25 protein-coding genes are annotated in these 16153 nt (G+C 59.8%); all 25 read left to right on the forward strand.

Features of this window, described 5'->3' with window-relative positions; genetic code table 11:
- The first annotated feature begins 320 nt into the window (after window positions 1-320).
- The 25 genes from adhE to HMPREF1494_RS01410 all read left to right on the forward strand — a co-directional run bounded on the left by adhE (window position 321) and on the right by HMPREF1494_RS01410 (window position 16055).
- Window positions 321-3053 (forward strand): bifunctional acetaldehyde-CoA/alcohol dehydrogenase, encoded by a 2733-nt coding sequence (gene adhE / locus HMPREF1494_RS01290; protein ID WP_003837375.1) that lies wholly within the window; start codon window positions 321-323, stop codon window positions 3051-3053.
- Window positions 3054-3285: 232 nt separating this feature from the next.
- A complete protein-coding gene (locus tag HMPREF1494_RS01295) occupies window positions 3286-4092 on the forward strand; it encodes a YwiC-like family protein (RefSeq protein ID WP_081724082.1) in 807 nt (268 codons plus the stop codon).
- Between the two features lie 261 nt (window positions 4093-4353).
- On the forward strand, window positions 4354-4662 hold the full coding sequence (gene rpsJ / locus HMPREF1494_RS01300; RefSeq protein WP_003808013.1) for a 30S ribosomal protein S10: 309 nt from the start codon (window positions 4354-4356) through the stop codon (window positions 4660-4662).
- A gap of 17 nt (window positions 4663-4679) precedes the next feature.
- A complete protein-coding gene (gene rplC, locus HMPREF1494_RS01305; protein WP_034518687.1) occupies window positions 4680-5321 on the forward strand; it encodes a 50S ribosomal protein L3 in 642 nt (213 codons plus the stop codon).
- Between the two features lie 6 nt (window positions 5322-5327).
- Window positions 5328-5993 (forward strand): 50S ribosomal protein L4, encoded by a 666-nt coding sequence (gene rplD, locus HMPREF1494_RS01310; protein WP_003837370.1) that lies wholly within the window; start codon window positions 5328-5330, stop codon window positions 5991-5993.
- Between the two features lie 5 nt (window positions 5994-5998).
- The gene (gene rplW, locus HMPREF1494_RS01315; protein WP_003808021.1) at window positions 5999-6295 is read left to right on the forward strand and encodes a 50S ribosomal protein L23; all 297 of its coding nucleotides are present in this window, start codon (window positions 5999-6001) and stop codon (window positions 6293-6295) included.
- A 36-nt stretch (window positions 6296-6331) separates the two neighbouring features.
- A complete protein-coding gene (gene rplB, locus HMPREF1494_RS01320) occupies window positions 6332-7162 on the forward strand; it encodes a 50S ribosomal protein L2 (protein ID WP_003837368.1) in 831 nt (276 codons plus the stop codon).
- Window positions 7163-7177: 15 nt separating this feature from the next.
- On the forward strand, window positions 7178-7456 hold the full coding sequence (gene rpsS, locus HMPREF1494_RS01325; protein WP_003808025.1) for a 30S ribosomal protein S19: 279 nt from the start codon (window positions 7178-7180) through the stop codon (window positions 7454-7456).
- A gap of 16 nt (window positions 7457-7472) precedes the next feature.
- Entirely contained in the window at window positions 7473-7832 is a 360-nt protein-coding gene (gene rplV / locus HMPREF1494_RS01330) for a 50S ribosomal protein L22 (protein ID WP_003837366.1), read from the forward strand.
- Between the two features lie 2 nt (window positions 7833-7834).
- Window positions 7835-8638, forward strand: a complete 804-nt coding sequence (gene rpsC / locus HMPREF1494_RS01335; RefSeq protein WP_003837365.1) for a 30S ribosomal protein S3 — start codon at window positions 7835-7837, stop codon at window positions 8636-8638.
- 8 nt (window positions 8639-8646) lie between these two features.
- Window positions 8647-9066: a 50S ribosomal protein L16 gene (gene rplP / locus HMPREF1494_RS01340; RefSeq protein WP_003837363.1), complete on the forward strand. Its 420-nt coding sequence runs from the start codon at window positions 8647-8649 to the stop codon at window positions 9064-9066.
- Window positions 9066-9323 (forward strand): 50S ribosomal protein L29, encoded by a 258-nt coding sequence (gene rpmC / locus HMPREF1494_RS01345; protein ID WP_003808034.1) that lies wholly within the window; start codon window positions 9066-9068, stop codon window positions 9321-9323. The genes rplP and rpmC overlap by 1 nt, the downstream gene beginning before the upstream one ends.
- Window positions 9323-9583 (forward strand): 30S ribosomal protein S17, encoded by a 261-nt coding sequence (rpsQ, locus tag HMPREF1494_RS01350; protein ID WP_003837360.1) that lies wholly within the window; start codon window positions 9323-9325, stop codon window positions 9581-9583. Before rpmC ends, rpsQ begins: the two co-directional genes overlap by 1 nt.
- A gap of 91 nt (window positions 9584-9674) precedes the next feature.
- Complete coding sequence (rplN, locus tag HMPREF1494_RS01355; RefSeq protein WP_003837358.1) at window positions 9675-10043, forward strand: 50S ribosomal protein L14; 369 nt, start codon at window positions 9675-9677, stop codon at window positions 10041-10043.
- 1 nt (window position 10044) lies between these two features.
- Window positions 10045-10380, forward strand: coding sequence for a 50S ribosomal protein L24 (rplX, locus tag HMPREF1494_RS01360; protein ID WP_003837356.1), 336 nt, complete (start codon window positions 10045-10047; stop codon window positions 10378-10380).
- Entirely contained in the window at window positions 10377-10949 is a 573-nt protein-coding gene (rplE, locus tag HMPREF1494_RS01365; protein ID WP_003837355.1) for a 50S ribosomal protein L5, read from the forward strand. Before rplX ends, rplE begins: the two co-directional genes overlap by 4 nt.
- Before the next feature lies 1 nt (window position 10950).
- A complete protein-coding gene (locus HMPREF1494_RS01370; protein ID WP_003808046.1) occupies window positions 10951-11136 on the forward strand; it encodes a type Z 30S ribosomal protein S14 in 186 nt (61 codons plus the stop codon).
- 84 nt (window positions 11137-11220) lie between these two features.
- Entirely contained in the window at window positions 11221-11619 is a 399-nt protein-coding gene (gene rpsH, locus HMPREF1494_RS01375; protein ID WP_003808048.1) for a 30S ribosomal protein S8, read from the forward strand.
- Window positions 11620-11636: 17 nt separating this feature from the next.
- Complete coding sequence (rplF, locus tag HMPREF1494_RS01380; RefSeq protein WP_003837353.1) at window positions 11637-12176, forward strand: 50S ribosomal protein L6; 540 nt, start codon at window positions 11637-11639, stop codon at window positions 12174-12176.
- A gap of 1 nt (window position 12177) precedes the next feature.
- Complete coding sequence (gene rplR, locus HMPREF1494_RS01385; protein WP_003837350.1) at window positions 12178-12549, forward strand: 50S ribosomal protein L18; 372 nt, start codon at window positions 12178-12180, stop codon at window positions 12547-12549.
- Window positions 12546-13277: a 30S ribosomal protein S5 gene (rpsE, locus tag HMPREF1494_RS01390; protein WP_003842638.1), complete on the forward strand. Its 732-nt coding sequence runs from the start codon at window positions 12546-12548 to the stop codon at window positions 13275-13277. The genes rplR and rpsE overlap by 4 nt, the downstream gene beginning before the upstream one ends.
- Window positions 13274-13459 carry a 50S ribosomal protein L30 gene (gene rpmD / locus HMPREF1494_RS01395; protein WP_012901881.1) on the forward strand — a complete coding sequence of 62 codons (186 nt, stop codon included), beginning with the start codon at window positions 13274-13276 and terminating at the stop codon, window positions 13457-13459. Before rpsE ends, rpmD begins: the two co-directional genes overlap by 4 nt.
- Window positions 13460-13461: 2 nt before the next feature.
- Window positions 13462-13908, forward strand: a complete 447-nt coding sequence (rplO, locus tag HMPREF1494_RS01400; RefSeq protein ID WP_003837343.1) for a 50S ribosomal protein L15 — start codon at window positions 13462-13464, stop codon at window positions 13906-13908.
- Window positions 13909-14135: 227 nt separating this feature from the next.
- The gene (secY, locus tag HMPREF1494_RS01405) at window positions 14136-15473 is read left to right on the forward strand and encodes a preprotein translocase subunit SecY (protein WP_003837341.1); all 1338 of its coding nucleotides are present in this window, start codon (window positions 14136-14138) and stop codon (window positions 15471-15473) included.
- A gap of 21 nt (window positions 15474-15494) precedes the next feature.
- Window positions 15495-16055, forward strand: coding sequence for an adenylate kinase (locus tag HMPREF1494_RS01410; protein ID WP_003837340.1), 561 nt, complete (start codon window positions 15495-15497; stop codon window positions 16053-16055).
- The last annotated feature ends 98 nt before the right edge of the window (window positions 16056-16153 follow it).

The following is a 16153-nucleotide window of genomic DNA, read 5'->3' on the forward strand; positions in this document are numbered from 1 at the left end:
GTATAAAAAAATAAATAGCTTTTCAAAAAGTTACTTGGAAAAACATTGTTCGCGTGTGTGTAATAGATGGATATTCCGAACAAAACATAACAAAATAGTTGATTTTAACGTTGGTATGTGCATTTCAAGCGACAAAATAAACATAGATAGCAAAGAATTGAACATTAAGCGCACGACACGACGCGTACTATACAAGCGCGGATAACTTAGGTAGATTGTGACTCAGGTCACAACGGTGCCCGGTAATATCCATCCGATGCGGATGGATGAGGAATAAACGAATACCGCTTTGCAAACCCAAGAATCGAGGAGGACTTCAAGTGGCAGACGCAAAGAAGAAGGAAGAGCCGACCAAGCCGACTCCGGAGGAGAAGCTCGCCGCAGCTCAGGCCGAGGTCGATGAGCTGGTGAATAAGGGCCTGAAGGCGCTCGACGAATTCGAGAAACTCGATCAGAAGCAGGTCGACCGCATCGTCGCCAAGGCCTCCGTCGCCGCCTTGAACAAGCATCTGGTGCTCGCCAAGATGGCCGTTGAGGAAACCGGCCGTGGCCTGGTCGAAGACAAGGCCACCAAGAACATCTTCGCGTGCGAGCATGTCACCAACTATCTGGCTGGCCAGCGCACCGTCGGCATCATCCGCGAAGACGACGTGATGGGCATCGACGAGATCGCCGAACCGGTCGGCGTCGTCGCCGGCGTGACTCCGGTCACCAATCCGACCTCCACCGCCATCTTCAAGTCCCTGATCGCGCTCAAGACCCGTTGTCCGATTGTCTTCGGCTTCCACCCGGGCGCGCAGAACTGCTCCGTGGCCGCCGCGAAGATCGTGCGCGACGCCGCCATCGAGGCTGGTGCTCCGGAGAACTGTATCCAGTGGATCGAGCATCCGTCCATCGAGGCCACCGGCGCCCTGATGAAGCATGACGGCATCGCAACCATCCTCGCCACCGGCGGTCCGGGCATGGTCAAGGCCGCTTATTCCTCCGGCAAGCCGGCCCTTGGCGTCGGTGCCGGCAACGCTCCGGCCTACATCGACAGGAACGTGGACGTGGTGCGTGCCGCCAACGACCTGATTCTGTCCAAGCATTTCGACTATGGCATGATCTGCGCCACCGAGCAGGCCATCATCGCCGACAAGGAGATCTACGCTCCGCTCATCAAGGAGATGAAGCGTCGCAAGGCCTACTTCGTGAACGATGAGGAGAAGGCCAAGCTCGAGCAGTACATGTTCGGCTGCACCTCCTATTCCGGCCAGACCCCGAAGCTCAACTCCGTGGTACCGGGCAAGTCTCCGCAGTACATCGCCAAGGCCGCAGGCTTCGACATTCCGGAAGACGTCACCATCCTCGCCGCCGAGTGCAAGGAGGTCGGCGAGAACGAACCGCTCACCATGGAGAAGCTCGCTCCGGTGCAGGCGGTGCTGAAGTCCGAAAACAAGGAACAGGGCTTCGAGATGTGCGAAGCCATGCTCAAGCATGGCGCAGGCCACACCGCGGCCATCCACACCAACGATCAGGCCCTGGTACGCGAATACGGCCAGCGCATGCACGCATGCCGCATCATCTGGAACTCCCCGAGCTCCCTTGGCGGCGTGGGCGACATCTACAACGCCATCGCACCGTCCCTGACCTTGGGTTGCGGCTCCTACGGCGGCAACTCCGTGTCCGGCAACGTTCAGGCAGTCAATCTTCTCAACATCAAGCGCATCGCTCGGAGGAACAACAACATGCAGTGGTTCAAGATTCCGGCCAAGACCTACTTCGAGCCGAACGCCATCAAGTATCTGCGCGACATGTACGGCATCGAAAAGGCCGTCATCGTGTGCGACAAGGTCATGGAGCAGCTTGGCGTGGTCGACAAGATCATCGACCAGCTGCGCGCACGTTCCAACCGCGTGACCTTCCGCATCATCGATTACGTCGAGCCGGAGCCGAGCGTCGAAACCGTCGAACGCGGTGCCGCCATGATGCGCGAGGAGTTCGAACCGGACACCATCATCGCCGTCGGCGGTGGTTCCCCGATGGACGCCTCCAAGATCATGTGGCTGCTGTACGAGCACCCGGAGATCTCCTTCTCCGACGTGCGCGAGAAGTTCTTCGACATCCGTAAGCGCGCCTTCAAGATTCCGCCGCTGGGCAAGAAGGCCAAGCTCGTGTGCATCCCGACCTCGTCCGGCACCGGTTCCGAAGTCACGCCGTTCGCCGTGATTACCGACCACAAGACCGGCTACAAGTACCCGATCACCGATTATGCGCTGACCCCGTCCGTTGCCATCGTCGATCCGGTGCTGGCCCGCACCCAGCCGCGCAAGCTGGCTTCCGACGCTGGCTTCGACGCGCTGACCCACTCCTTCGAGGCCTTCGTGTCCGTCTATGCCAACGATTTCACTGATGGCATGGCACTGCATGCAGCCAAGCTGATCTGGGACAATCTGGCCGAATCCGTCAACGGCGAGCCGGGCGAAGACAAGATCAAGGCTCAGGAGAAGATGCACAACGCCGCCACCATGGCGGGCATGGCCTTCGGCTCCGCCTTCCTCGGCATGTGCCATGGCATGGCCCACACCATCGGCGCCCTGTGCCACGTGGCCCACGGCCGTACCAACTCCATCCTCCTGCCGTATGTGATCCGTTACAACGGTTCCATTCCGGAGGAGCCGACCAGCTGGCCGAAGTACAACAAGTACATCGCTCCGGAACGCTACCAGGAAATCGCCAAGAACCTTGGTATCAATCCGGGCAAGACCCCGGCCGAAGGTGTCGAGAACCTGGCCAAGGCCGTCGAGGACTACCGCGACAACAAGCTCGGTATGAACAAGAGCTTCCAGGAATGCGGCGTGGACGAGGATTACTTCTGGTCCGTTCTCGATCAGATCGGCATGCGCGCCTACGAAGACCAGTGCGCTCCGGCGAACCCGCGTATCCCGCAGATCGAGGATATGAAGGACATCGCCATCGCCGCCTACTACGGCGTCAGCCAGGAGGAGGGCCACAAGCTGCGCGTCCAGCGTCAGGGCGAGGCTGCCACGGAGGAAGCCTCCGAGCGCGTGTGAGGTCCGCGTGAAGCGCACCGTATATATGGACCACAGCACGTCCATGCATATATAAGGAGTAATCCGTAAGGAGCCCGGTCGGGAACGGTCCCGCCGGGCTCCTTGGCATTGCCACGGTCTTCCGTGATGATGGGTATCCGCCGACAGCATGGATTCCCGGCGAGAGTGATATGGCGTGGCTTTGAGCGTAATGGGGCTGGATTTCACTGTTGTTTTTTCGTAGCGTAGTGGAATGACCGATATTTCGAATCAACGACCTGCGCAATCACGAAGACGCGGAGGATTGCGCTTATGGCTCCCCGGGCAGCCGGGTGCGCTCATGATGGTGCTTTCCCCGGCCGTTGCGGGAATCGTGGCCGCATGGGCGTACCGTGGATTCGCGTGGACGCCTTGGTGGTTGCTCATCTGCTGGCTGTTGTGCTACTGCGTGCAGTTTTCCGCCGCGCGTTGGTTCAAATCGCATGGTGCCCACCGCTGGATGCTGCAGCCATTGGTGTACTGCATCGTGCTTTGCGCGGTCGGTCTGCCGTTTGTGGTGCTGCATCCGGGGATTCTCGCTTGGGCTCCGCCGTTTGCGGTGCTTGCCGCGATTTCGTTCCGTGCCTCGTGGGTGCGCAAGGAGCGTTCGCTATGGTCGAACGCCGCGGCGGTGTCGGCCTCCTGCCTGATGCCGATGCTGACGTTCTGCTATGGCGTCGATACGCCTGACATTCCGTATCTCAGCATACCCGGGATATCGTTGTTCCTTACGTTTTTCATGGTGCAGTTCGGCTCGGTGCTGTTTGTCAAGACGATGATTCGCGAGCGGGGGAGAAGGTCGTACATCGTGGCCTCCTGGATTTGGCATGCCGTCATGCTGGCATGGTGGACCTTCGTCGGTAACGGATATCTGATTGCATTGGCGGCGATGCTGCTCATACGGGCCGTCGCCCTGCCGATGATTGCACGTCGGCGTACGGTCAGGCCGTTGGCCGTCGGCATCACCGAATTCGTGACGAGCACGGCCTCGCTGATACTCAACATCTGCGCATTGCTTTGATGGCATTCGGCGACACGCCAGAATTTCTTAAGGCCACCCCTGATGCTTAAATAAAGAAGTTGCCTGATTTTAGGGCTCGCAAATTGGAATTAAAAAAGCGAGCGTGGCACAGAGATTCACGTAAGTGAGCATCTGCATGGCTACGCACTGATGTGGTATGACCACGGGGCTGTATGGCTCTGTGGGTCTTCTGCGCCGGTGCCCTTTGAGAAGCAGGCTGGTAAACAGTAACTAACGAATCGCTAGAAAGGGCGGAAGGCAATGGCGGGACAGAAAATCCGCATCAGGCTTAAGTCCTATGACCATGAGGTCATCGACCAATCGGCGAAGAAGATCGTCGAAACGGTGACGAACGCGGGCGCAACTGTGGTTGGCCCGGTTCCGCTCCCGACCGAGAAGAACGTGTTCGTCGTTATCCGTTCTCCTCACAAGTACAAGGATTCTCGCGAGCACTTCGAGATGCGCACTCATAAGCGTCTCATCGACATTGTGGACCCGACCCCGAAGGCCGTGGACTCCCTTATGCACATTGATCTGCCCGCAGATGTGAACATCGAGATCAAGCTGTAAGGGAGGAGGAAACCATTATGTCTAATCGCACTGCACTGCTGGGTAAGAAGCTCGGTATGTCTCAGGTATGGGACGAGAACGGTTTCTTCGTTCCCGTGACCCTCGTTGACGTGTCCACCAACGTGGTGACCGCCGTCAAGTCCGAGGAATCCGATGGCTACAAGGCCGTTCAGCTTGGCTACGGCCAGGTTGATCCGACCAAGGTGACCAAGCCGCTCGCCGGCCACTTCGCCAAGGCCGGTGTCACCCCGCGTCGTCACCTCGCCGAGGTCCGCACCGATAACGCCGAAGAGTTCGAGCCGGGTCAGGAGCTGACCGCCGAGCTGTTCCCGGAGGGTGCTCTGGTCGACGTGACCGGTACCACCAAGGGCAAGGGCTTCGCCGGCACCATCAAGCGTTGGGGCTTCAAGTCCTATCGTCGTACCCACGGCTCTCACAAGAACGAGCGTCGTCCTGGTTCGGTCGGCGCATGCGCCACTCCGAGCCGTATCCTCAAGGGCAAGCGTATGGCCGGTCGCATGGGTCATGTGACCAACACCGCGCAGAACCTCACCATCGTCTCGTCGGATGTTGAGAACGGCGTTCTCGCCATCAAGGGCGCCATTCCGGGCCCGAAGGGTGGCATCGTTCTCGTCCGTTCGGCAGTGAAGGGAGCCTGATAAATCATGGCAAACGTTACTCTGAACGTCACCGATAAGCAGGGCAAGGCCGCCGGCACCGTTGAGGCACCGGCCGAAATCTTCGGCTTCTCCGCCGAAGAGGTCCAGTCCCGCATTCCGCTGATCCACCAGGTCGTCGTGGCTCAGCTCGCCGCCGCCCGTCAGGGCACCCACGCCACCAAGACTCGTGGCATGGTTTCCGGCGGTGGCCGCAAGCCGTGGAAGCAGAAGGGCACCGGTCGTGCTCGTCAGGGCTCCATCCGTGCACCGCAGTGGTACCACGGCGGCACCGTGTTCGGTCCGCAGCCGCGCGACTACTCCCAGCGCACCCCCAAGAAGATGAAGGCCGCTGCTCTCAAGTACGTGCTTTCCGATCGTGCCAATGCAGGTCACGTGGCAGTCGTGGATTTCGGTGTCGCCGAAGCCCCGTCCACCAAGGCCGCCATTGCCGCTCTTACCCCGGTGACCGAGAACAAGTTCACCACCGTGGTGCTCTCTCGCGAGAATGTGAACGAATGGCTCTCCGTTCGTAACATCCCGACCGTTCACCCGATCTTCGCCGATCAGCTCAATACGTACGATGTGGTCACCGCTCAGTACGTTGTCTTCAGCAAGGAAGGCTTCGACGCCTTCATTGCCGCGAAGACCGAGCCGGCTGCAAAGGAGGCCTGATTTTCATGGTCGCTATTCACAAGCCCGCACACGACATCATCCTCAAGCCTGTCGTTTCCGAGAAGAGCTATGCTCTGTCCGATCGCGGTCAGTACACCTTCGTGGTGGCTCCGAACGCGAACAAGGTGCAGATCAAGCAGGCAATCGAAGAGATCTTCAATGTCAAGGTGACGAACGTCAACACCCTCAACCGCGCCGGCAAGCGTCAGCGCACCCGCAACGGTTTCGGCCAGCGCGTCAATCAGAAGCGCGCCATCGTGACCGTCGCCGAGGGCCAGACCATCGACATCTTTGGTAACTGAAGGCTAGCCGAGAAAAGTTAAAGGAAGAACTAGATTATGGCTATCCGCGTTTATAAGCCGACGTCTGCAGGCCGCCGTAACGCGTCCGTCTCGGATTTCTCCGAGCTCACGCGTTCCACGCCTGAGAAGTCGCTGGTTCGCAAGCTCAGCAAGACCGGCGGTCGTAACTCTTACGGCCGTATGACCTCCCGTCATCGTGGCGGCGGTCACAAGCGCCAGTACCGTCTCATCGACTTCAAGCGTTGGGACAAGGACGGCGTGCCGGCAAAGGTCGCTCACATCGAGTACGACCCGAACCGTTCCGCCCGCATCGCACTGCTGCACTATGCAGATGGTGAGAAGCGCTACATCATTGCTCCGGAAGGCATCAAGCAGGGCGACGTCATCGAGACCGGCGCCCAGGCCGACATCAAGCCGGGCAACAACCTGCCGCTGCGCAACATCCCGACCGGTACCGTGGTGCACGCCATTGAGCTCCGCCCGCTGGGTGGCGCCAAGATCGCCCGCTCCGCAGGTGCCGCGGTGCAGCTCGTCGCCAAGGATGGCGCTTACGCCCAGCTGCGTATGCCGTCCGGCGAAATCCGCAACGTGGACGCTCGCTGCCGCGCCACCGTTGGTGAGGTCGGCAACTCCGACCACGCCAACATCCAGCTCGGTAAGGCCGGTCGTGCACGTTGGATGGGCAAGCGCCCGATCACCCGTGGTGAGTCCATGAACCCTGTCGATCACCCGCACGGCGGTCGTACCCGCGGTGGTAAGCCGCCGGTCTCTCCGTGGGGCAAGGGCGAGGTTCGTACCCGCCGTCCGAAGAAGGCTTCGAACAAGATGATTGTTCGTCGTCGCCCGAATGGTAAGAACCGTAAGTAAGGGAGTGTCGAGTAGATGACTCGTAGCATCAAGAAGGGCCCCTTCGTCGACGCCCACCTGCAGAAGAAAGTCGACGAGCAGAACGAGAAGGGCACGCACAACGTCATCAAGACGTGGTCCCGCCGTTCGATGATCACCCCTGATTTCATCGGACATACCTTCGCCGTTCACGATGGTCGCAAGCATGTTCCGGTGTTCGTCACCGAATCCATGGTTGGCCACAAGCTCGGTGAGTTCGCCCCGACCAAGACCTTCAAGGGTCATGTGAAGGACGACAAGAAGGCACGCCGCTAAAGGAGAGTAAGGACACATGGAAGCTAAAGCAATCGCTCGTCACGTCCGCGTGACGCCGCGCAAGGCTCGCCGTATGGTCGACCTCATCCGAGGCAAGAAGGCGACCGAAGCCATCACCATTCTGAAGTTCGCTCCGCAGGACGCATCTCTTCCGGTGCGTAAGGTCCTGGAGAGCGCCATCGCGAACGCTCGCGTGAAGGCCGATAAGGCCGGCGAGCCGTTCCGTGAGAACGACCTGGTCGTGAAGGAGACCTATGTGGACGAAGGCGTGACGCTCAAGCGTTTCCGCGCTCGTGCACAGGGCCGTGCCGCTCGTATCAACAAGCGCACCAGCCACATCACGGTCGTCGTCGCTAGCAAGGAAGGAAACCGCTAAAGATGGGTCAGAAGATCAATCCATTTGGCTATCGCCTGGGCATCACTGAGAACCATCGTTCCAAGTGGTTCTCCGATTCCAACAAGGCCGGCGAACGCTACCGCGACTTCGTTCTCGAAGATGACGCCATCCGCAAGGCCATGAGCAAGGATCTCGAGCGTGCGGGCGTGTCCCGTATCGTCATCGAGCGTACCCGTGACCGCGTGCGTGTGGACATCCACACCGCTCGTCCGGGCATCGTCATCGGCCGCCGTGGCGCCGAGGCTGAGCGCGTTCGCGCCAAGCTCGAGAAGCTCACCGGCAAGCAGGTCCAGCTCAACATCTTCGAAGTGAAGAACGCCGCACTGGACGCCCAGCTCGTCGCTCAGGGCATCGCCGAGCAGCTGACCAACCGCGTGACCTTCCGTCGCGCGATGCGTAAGGCTCAGCAGGATGCCATGCGCGCAGGCGCCAAGGGTATCCGCATCAAGCTCTCCGGTCGTCTTGGTGGCGCCGAAATGAGCCGTTCCGAGTTCTATCGCGAGGGTCGCGTTCCGCTGCAGACCCTGCGCGCCCTGATTGATTACGGCTTCTTCGAGGCCAAGACCACCTACGGCCGCATCGGCGTGAAGGTGTGGATCTACAAGGGCGATATGACCGAGCGTGAGTTCGAAGAGCAGCAGGCACAGCAGGGCAACAACCGCCCGGGCCGTCGCGGCGATCGCCGTCCGCGTCGTGGCCAGCGCAATGCCGCCCCGCAGCAGAACGCCGCAGCCGAGGCTCCGGCCGCCGCTGAGGCTCCTGCCGCAACGGAAACGAAGGAGTGAGCTGAGAAATGCTTATCCCAAAGAGAACCAAGTATCGTAAGCAGCACCGTCCGGTCCGCCGTGGCATGTCCAAGGGCGGCAACGAAATCGCTTTCGGCGATTTCGGTATCCAGGCTCTGGCTCCGGCTTATGTGACCAACCGCCAGATCGAGGCCGCTCGTATCGCCATGACCCGCTACATCAAGCGTGGTGGCCGCGTGTGGATCACGATCTTCCCGGATCGTCCGCTGACCAAGAAGCCGCTGGGCACCCGAATGGGTTCCGGTAAGGGTACTCCGGAATTCTGGATCGCCAACGTCCGCCCGGGTCGCGTTATGTTCGAAATCGGCGGCGTGTCCGAGGAAGTCGCTCGCGAGGCTCTGCGCCGCGCAATCGACAAGCTCCCCATGAAGTGCCGTGTTATTGCTCGTGAAGGCGGTGACATCTGATGGCAGTCGGAACTGCAGACTACACCATGAAGAATCTGAACGAGAAGACCAACGAGGAGATTGAGGGCTTCCTCAAGAAGTCCAAGGAAGAGCTGTTCAACCTGCGCTTCCAGTCCGCCACTGGTCAGCTCGAAAACACCGCCCGCCTCAAGGCGGTCAAGCACGACATCGCCAGGATGTACACCATCCTGCGCGAACGTGAGCTCGGCATCAGCCAGGCCCCCGAGGCGACCGAAACGAAAGCTGAGGAGAAGTAATGGCTGAAGAGCGTAACTTCCGCAAGGTTCGTCGCGGTTACGTCGTGTCCGATAAGATGGACAAGACGATTTCCGTCGAGCTCGAGCAGCGTTCGACCCACCCGCTGTATGGCAAGGTCGTTCGTTCTACTCGTACGGTCAAGGTCCATGATGAACACAACGACGCGCATATTGGCGACCTCGTGAGTATTATGGAGACTCGGCCCCTGAGCAAGACCAAGCGTTGGCGTCTCGAGAGCATTATCGAGCGCGCTAAGTAAATAAGTTCGGCAAGGCTCCGTGAGTCACCCCGCCTGCTTCAAGCAGGCAGGCGGGGTGCTTGGGGAGAACCAGCTCGGCTAAGGAGAATCAATGATTCAGCAGGAAACGCGGCTTCATGTCGCCGACAACACGGGTGCGAAGGAAATCCTCGCCATCCGAGTGCTCGGCGGATCGAAGCGACGCTATGCCGGCATCGGCGACGTGATCGTCGCCTCCGTCAAGGACGCCATTCCTGGCGGGTCGGTCAAGAAGGGCGACGTCGTCAAGGCTGTCGTCGTCCGTACTGTCAAGGAGCACCGTCGTGTGGACGGCTCCTACATCAAGTTCGACGAGAACGCCGCCGTCATTCTCGGCTCCGGCCGTGAACCGAAGGGCACTCGTATCTTCGGACCGGTCGGTCGTGAACTGCGCGACAAGCGCTTCATGAAGATCGTGTCCCTCGCCCCGGAGGTGATCTGACATGGTAGCCAAGATCAAGAGCGGCGACCTGGTCAAGGTCATCCGCGGCAAGGACCGCGGCAAGGAAGGCACCGTCAAGCAGGTGCTCAAGGACGACCGTCTGATCGTCGAAGGCGTGCAGATCGTCAAGAAGCACGTGCGCGCCACGCAGCAGGGCCAGCAGGCCGGCATCGTGGCTGTCGAGGCTCCGATTCATCGCTCCAATGTGATGGTCATCGATCCGGAGACCAAGCAGCCGACCCGCGTGGGCGTCATCGTGAAGGAAGAGGCTCGTGACGGCAAGGTGAAGACCGTGCGCGTGCGTGTCGCCAAGAAGTCCGGAAAGGAGCTGGCATGACCGATACCACTGTCGAAGCGCCGGCAACTCCGCGCTTGAAGCAGAAGTACATCGAGCAGATCGTGCCGGAGCTGGAGAAGGAATTCAACTACTCCAACCCGATGCAGGTTGCTCGTGTCCAGAAGGTCGTCGTCTCCATGGGCGTCGGTGCCGCGGCTCGCGACTCCAAGCTCATCGAAGGCGCCGTCAAGGATCTCACCCTGATCACCGGCCAGAAGCCGAAGATCACCAAGGCCAAGAAGTCCGTCGCACAGTTCCACCTGCGCGAAGGCCAGGCCATCGGCGCCTATGTCACCCTGCGTGGCGAGCGCATGTGGGAGTTCCTGGATCGCCTGCTGACCCTCGCTCTGCCGCGTATCCGCGATTTCCGTGGCATCAACGGCAACCAGTTCGATGGTCAGGGCAACTACAACTTTGGCCTCACCGAGCAGTCCATGTTCCATGAGATCGATCCGGATTCGATCGACCACCAGCGTGGCATGGACATCACCGTGGTGACCAGCACCAAGGACGACAAGGAAGCAAGCGCGCTGCTCAAGCACCTCGGCTTCCCCTTCAAGGAGAACTGATATGGCAAAAACCGCTCTTAAGAACAAGGCGGCCGCTAAGCCGAAGTTCAAGGTGCGCGCGTACACGCGCTGCCAGGTCTGCGGTCGTCCCCACTCCGTCTACCGCAAGTTCGGCCTGTGCCGCATCTGCCTTCGTGAGAAGGCCCACCGCGGCGAGCTGCCCGGCGTTACGAAGTCCAGTTGGTAAATATCGACGCTGAAGGTCCGCGGCCCGATCGCCATTAAGGCGTGAGGGCGGCGGAAACCATGGCGAGAAAGGGCGTTAGCCCAAATGACAATGACAGATCCGATCGCAGACATGCTTACGCGTCTGCGTAATGCGAGCGCGGCAAAGCACGAGACCGTGGATATGCCGTACTCCAAGTTCAAGGCGAACATCGCCGAGATCCTGAAGCGTGAAGGCTACATCAAGGACTTCACCGCCAAGGAAGCCAAGGTCGGCCAGACTCTCGAGGTCACCCTCAAGTATGGCCCGAACGGCGAGCGTTCCATTCAGGGCATCAAGCGTATCTCCAAGCCGGGCCTGCGTCGTTACGCAAAGTCCGATGCTCTGCCGATGCCGCTCGGTGGCCTTGGCATCGCAATCATCTCGACTAGCTCGGGACTGCTGACCCAGAAGGAATGCCTCGACCGAGGCATCGGCGGCGAAATCGTCGCTTTCGTTTGGTGAGAAAGGAGAGCTGAAACATGGCATCGCATATTGGTAAGCTCCCCGTCGCCATTCCTGCTGGCGTGGAAGTCAAGATTGACGGTCAGTCCTTCAGCGCCAAGGGCGCCAAGGGCTCCGATTCCTACGAGATTCCGGAAGGCATCACCGCGAACGTCGAAGGCAACGAGATTGTTCTCGTCCCGGTCGACGATCTGCGTCCGACCCGTGCAAAGCACGGTCTGGCCCGCTCCATCATCGCGAGCATGGTCAAGGGCGTGCACGAAGGCTATGCCAAGACTCTGGAAATCGTCGGTACCGGTTACCGTGCCCAGATGAAGGGCAAGGGCATCGAGTTCTCCCTCGGTTATTCCCACACCATCACTGTCGAGCCGCCGGCCGGCATCGAGTTCGAACTGCCGAACCCGAACCAGGTGATCGTCAAGGGCATCGACAAGCAGGCTGTCGGCCAGTGCGCCGCAAACATCCGCAAGCTTCGCGCTCCGGAACCGTACAAGGGCAAGGGCATCAAGTACTCGGATGAACACATCCTGCGCAAGGCTGGAAAGGCTGGTAAGTGATATGAGCGTCCAGATTTTCGGTAAGGGCAAGAAGGTCGCACTCCAGCGTCGTCACGCTCGTCTGCGCAAGCGCATCAGCGGTACCCCGGAGCGTCCGCGCCTGGTGGTCTCCCGTTCCAACCGTCACATGGTTGCCCAGATCATCGATGACACCAAGGGTGTCACTCTGGTGAGCGAATCCACTCTGATGAGCGACTTCGCTGGTTTCCAGGGCACCAAGACCGAAGCCGCCAAGAAGGTCGGCGAACTGATTGCCAAGAAGGCTCAGGACGCTGGCATCACCGCAGTGGTGTTCGACCGTGGTGGCAACAAGTATCATGGCCGCGTCGCAGCTGTCGCTGAAGGCGCCCGCGAGGGAGGTCTGGCACTGTGAGCGACAACGAAAAGGAAACCCAAGTGGCTGAAGAAACTCAGAACACTCAGGCTGCTGCCGAGACCAACAACGAGGACCGCAAGTCCCGTCGTGGTCAGCGCGGTGAGGGTCGTCGTGGCGAGCGTCGCAATCGTCGTGAGGAATCTCACGAGAACGAGATGCTCGATCGCGTGGTGACCATCAACCGTGTGTCCAAGACCCATAAGGGTGGCCGTACGTTCAGCTTCGCCGCCCTCGTGGTGGTCGGCGACGGCAACGGCACCGTGGGCGTCGGTTATGGCAAGTCCCGCGAGGTCCCGGCTGCAATCGCCAAGGGCCAGCTGGATGCCAAGAAGCACATGTTCACCGTTCCGCGCGTCAAGGGCACCGTCACCCATCCGGTGATCGGCCACGATGCCGCCGGTACCGTGCTGCTGCGCCCGGCTGCTCCGGGTACCGGCGTTATCGCCGGTGGCGCTGTCCGTGCAGTCATGGAATGCGCTGGCATCACCGACGTCCTCACCAAGTCGATGGGTTCCGCCACCGCCGTTAACGTGGTGCGTGCTACCGTCGATGCTCTCAAGAAGCTTGAAGAGCCGGAAGAGATCGCAGCCCGTCGTGGCATGTCCCTCGAAGAGGTGGCTCCGGACGCTCTGCTGCGTGCTCGCGCCGAAGGCATCGCCGAGGCTCGCAAGGCTCGCGAAGAGGCACAGGCCAAGGCCGCTGCCGCTCAGAAGGACGGTGAGTGATGACTAACCTGAACATCAAGCTGCACCACGGTCTGGTGAACTCCACTCCGAAGCAGCGTGCTGCGGCTCAGACTCTGGGCCTGAACAAGATTGGCAAGACCGTGACCCGCGAGGATACTCCGGCCCTTCGTGGCCAGCTGCTCGTGTTGCGTCACCTGATCACCGTTGAGGAGGCTGACTGATTATGGCAGATATTCTACAGATGCATGACCTGAAGCCGGCTCCGGGCGCCAAGAGGGATCGCATTCGCGTCGGCCGTGGTGAAGGCTCCAAGGGTAAGACCTCGGGCCGTGGCGACAAGGGCACCAAGAAGCGTTACCAGGTTCGCCCTGGCTTCGAAGGTGGCCAGCTGCCGCTGTACATGCGCCTTCCGAAGCTGCGTGGCTTCAAGAGCCCGTTCAAGAAGGAATATCAGGTCGTCAACGTTGCGGCTCTCGCGGAACTGTTCCCGCAGGGCGGCGAAATCACCGTTGCCGATCTGGTCGCCAAGGGTGCTGTCCGTAAGGGCCAGCCGGTCAAGGTCCTGGGCGATGGCGAGATTTCGGTTGCGTTCACCATCAAGGGTGTCAAGGCTTCCGCTTCCGCCAAGGCCAAGATCGAGGCCGCAGGCGGCTCCATTTCCGAGGACTGATTCCACGGAGTGAAGCTGACTTAGGTTTACATGAGTGAGGCTTCTCCCACATGATTGTGGGAGAAGCCTCACTCATTTCGTGGGCCGGTTCCGGGCCACGAAAAAAATAAAAAACAGACAAAGGGTGGAAAAATCCACATATCGGTAGACGCCGTACGCTAGACTCGTGCGGTAGAGTCTGTTTTGCATGGGTGCGCGGGCGCGCACGTCGTTGGAAGGAATCCCAGTTGAGGACGTTAATCCAGGCCTTCAAGACCAAGGAGTTGAGGAATAAGATCCTCTTCACCCTTGGCATCATCATCATCTATCGTGTTGGTTCATTCGTCCCGACCCCTGGTGTCGACTATACGGTCGTGCAGCAGTGCGTCGGCAAGATGAGCAGCACGTCCGAAAACTTCATCGGCCTGGTGAACCTCTTCTCCGGCGGTGCAATGTTGCAGCTGTCCATTTTCGCGCTGGGCGTCATGCCGTACATCACCGCATCCATCGTCATCCAGTTGCTGCGTGTGGTGATTCCCCGCTTCGAGGCCCTGCACAAGGAAGGTCAGTCCGGTGAGGCCAAGCTGACCCAGTACACCCGTTACCTGACCATCGGTCTGGCGGTGCTGCAGTCCACCACCATTCTGGTGACCGCACGCTCCGGCGCGTTGTTCAACTACCAGTGCTCCCAGGTCGTGCCCGACGGTTCCGTGTGGAACCTTCTGGTCATGGTGCTCATCATGACCGGCGGTACCGGTCTAATCATGTGGATGGCCGAGTTGATCACCGACAAGGGTCTTGGACAGGGCATGTCCATCCTTATCTTCATGTCCATCTGCTCCGGCTTCCTGCCGCAGCTATGGGAGATCGGCTGGGGCACCAAGGGCACCGACGGCAACTGGGGCAAGTTCGCCACCGTCGTAGGTGTGCTGCTCGTCATCATGATTCTTGTCGTGTACGTGGAACTTTCCCAGCGCCGTATCCCGGTGCAGTACACCCGCCGCATGATCGGACGTAAGATGTACGGTGGCTCCTCCACCTACCTGCCGCTGAAAATCAATATGTCCGGCGTCATTCCGCCGATTTTCGCATCCTCCATCCTGGCCATCCCGACCCTGATCGCGCAGTTCGGCAATTCGGACCAGTCCTGGGTCAAGTGGATCAACTCCAATCTGGCCAACACCACCTCCGTGTGGTACATCGCCTTGTACGCGCTGATGATCGTGTTCTTCTGCTTCTTCTATACGGAGATCACGTTCAATCCCGATGAGACCGCTGACAACATGAAGCAGTACGGTGGCTTCATCCCGGGCATCCGCGCCGGCAGTGCCACCAGCCGCTACCTCAACTACGTGATGAACCGACTGAATACCGTCGGCGCCGTCTACCTGCTGTTCGTGGCACTCATCCCGACGGTTCTCATCATGGCGCTGAATCTCAATACCAAGCTGCCGTTTGGCGGCACCACCATCCTAATCATCGCGGGTGTCGGCCTCGATACCCTGCGTCAGGCCAAGGCCCAGACCGAGCAGTTCCAGTATGCGGGCTTCCTGTTCGAGGGCACTGACCACCAAGAGGGCAAGTAAAGAAAGGGAATATCAACGATTATGCGACTGCTGATCATGGGCCCCCAGGGCGTCGGCAAGGGCACTCAGGCCGCACTGCTGAGCGAACACTATGGCATTCCGGCAATTTCCACGGGTGACATCTTCCGCTACAACATCAAGAACAAGACCGAGCTTGGTGTGGAAGCTCTGACGTATATCAACAAGGGCGAGCTGGTTCCGGACGAACTGACCAACAAGATCGTCAAGGATCGCCTGGCCATGGATGACGCCAAGAACGGCTGGATTCTTGACGGCTACCCGCGCAATGCCTCTCAGGTCGAAGCTCTTGACGCCATTCTCGCCGATCTGGGCACCCCGCTTGACGCCGTGGTCGCCCTTGACGCCGACCATGACGTGCTCATGGAACGCATGAAGAAGCGTGCCGAAATCGAAGGCCGTTCCGACGACACTCCGGAAGCCATCGCCAAGCGTCTCGACGTCTACGCCAAGGAGACCGCTCCGCTGCTGTCCACCTACGGCGAGCGTGGTCTACTCAAGACCTTCAACGGCGTCGGTTCCGTTGAAGACATCCAGGCCACCATCGTGGCCGAACTGGGCTGATACGGGCAGTACGGCAGTACCACATTCACAAGGAAACGGGGATTACGACACGCCGTGTGTGTCGTAATCCCCGTTTCCGTGTATTCTTGTAAGTTGGT

This window comes from Bifidobacterium sp. MSTE12, from assembly GCF_000513015.1.
Lineage (GTDB): Bacteria > Actinomycetota > Actinomycetes > Actinomycetales > Bifidobacteriaceae > Bifidobacterium > Bifidobacterium dentium.

Bases quoted from the DNA above. Each gene is read 5' to 3' on its own strand.
- rpsH (WP_003808048.1), top strand. From the start codon at position 11,221: ATGACAATGACAGATCCGATCGCAGACATGCTTACGCGTCTGCGTAAT.
- rpsC (WP_003837365.1), top strand. From the start codon at position 7,835: ATGGGTCAGAAGATCAATCCATTTGGCTATCGCCTGGGCATCACTGAG.
- rpsQ (WP_003837360.1), top strand. From the start codon at position 9,323: ATGGCTGAAGAGCGTAACTTCCGCAAGGTTCGTCGCGGTTACGTCGTG.
- rpsJ (WP_003808013.1), top strand. From the start codon at position 4,354: ATGGCGGGACAGAAAATCCGCATCAGGCTTAAGTCCTATGACCATGAG.
- HMPREF1494_RS01295 (WP_081724082.1), top strand. From the start codon at position 3,286: ATGACCGATATTTCGAATCAACGACCTGCGCAATCACGAAGACGCGGA.
- rplC (WP_034518687.1), top strand. From the start codon at position 4,680: ATGTCTAATCGCACTGCACTGCTGGGTAAGAAGCTCGGTATGTCTCAG.
- rplB (WP_003837368.1), top strand. From the start codon at position 6,332: ATGGCTATCCGCGTTTATAAGCCGACGTCTGCAGGCCGCCGTAACGCG.
- HMPREF1494_RS01410 (WP_003837340.1), top strand. From the start codon at position 15,495: ATGCGACTGCTGATCATGGGCCCCCAGGGCGTCGGCAAGGGCACTCAG.
- rplN (WP_003837358.1), top strand. From the start codon at position 9,675: ATGATTCAGCAGGAAACGCGGCTTCATGTCGCCGACAACACGGGTGCG.
- rplR (WP_003837350.1), top strand. From the start codon at position 12,178: ATGAGCGTCCAGATTTTCGGTAAGGGCAAGAAGGTCGCACTCCAGCGT.
- rplW (WP_003808021.1), top strand. From the start codon at position 5,999: ATGGTCGCTATTCACAAGCCCGCACACGACATCATCCTCAAGCCTGTC.
- rplF (WP_003837353.1), top strand. From the start codon at position 11,637: ATGGCATCGCATATTGGTAAGCTCCCCGTCGCCATTCCTGCTGGCGTG.
- rplV (WP_003837366.1), top strand. From the start codon at position 7,473: ATGGAAGCTAAAGCAATCGCTCGTCACGTCCGCGTGACGCCGCGCAAG.
- HMPREF1494_RS01370 (WP_003808046.1), top strand. From the start codon at position 10,951: ATGGCAAAAACCGCTCTTAAGAACAAGGCGGCCGCTAAGCCGAAGTTC.
- rplE (WP_003837355.1), top strand. From the start codon at position 10,377: ATGACCGATACCACTGTCGAAGCGCCGGCAACTCCGCGCTTGAAGCAG.
- rpsS (WP_003808025.1), top strand. From the start codon at position 7,178: ATGACTCGTAGCATCAAGAAGGGCCCCTTCGTCGACGCCCACCTGCAG.
- rplO (WP_003837343.1), top strand. From the start codon at position 13,462: ATGGCAGATATTCTACAGATGCATGACCTGAAGCCGGCTCCGGGCGCC.
- rplD (WP_003837370.1), top strand. From the start codon at position 5,328: ATGGCAAACGTTACTCTGAACGTCACCGATAAGCAGGGCAAGGCCGCC.
- rplP (WP_003837363.1), top strand. From the start codon at position 8,647: ATGCTTATCCCAAAGAGAACCAAGTATCGTAAGCAGCACCGTCCGGTC.
- rplX (WP_003837356.1), top strand. From the start codon at position 10,045: ATGGTAGCCAAGATCAAGAGCGGCGACCTGGTCAAGGTCATCCGCGGC.
- rpmC (WP_003808034.1), top strand. From the start codon at position 9,066: ATGGCAGTCGGAACTGCAGACTACACCATGAAGAATCTGAACGAGAAG.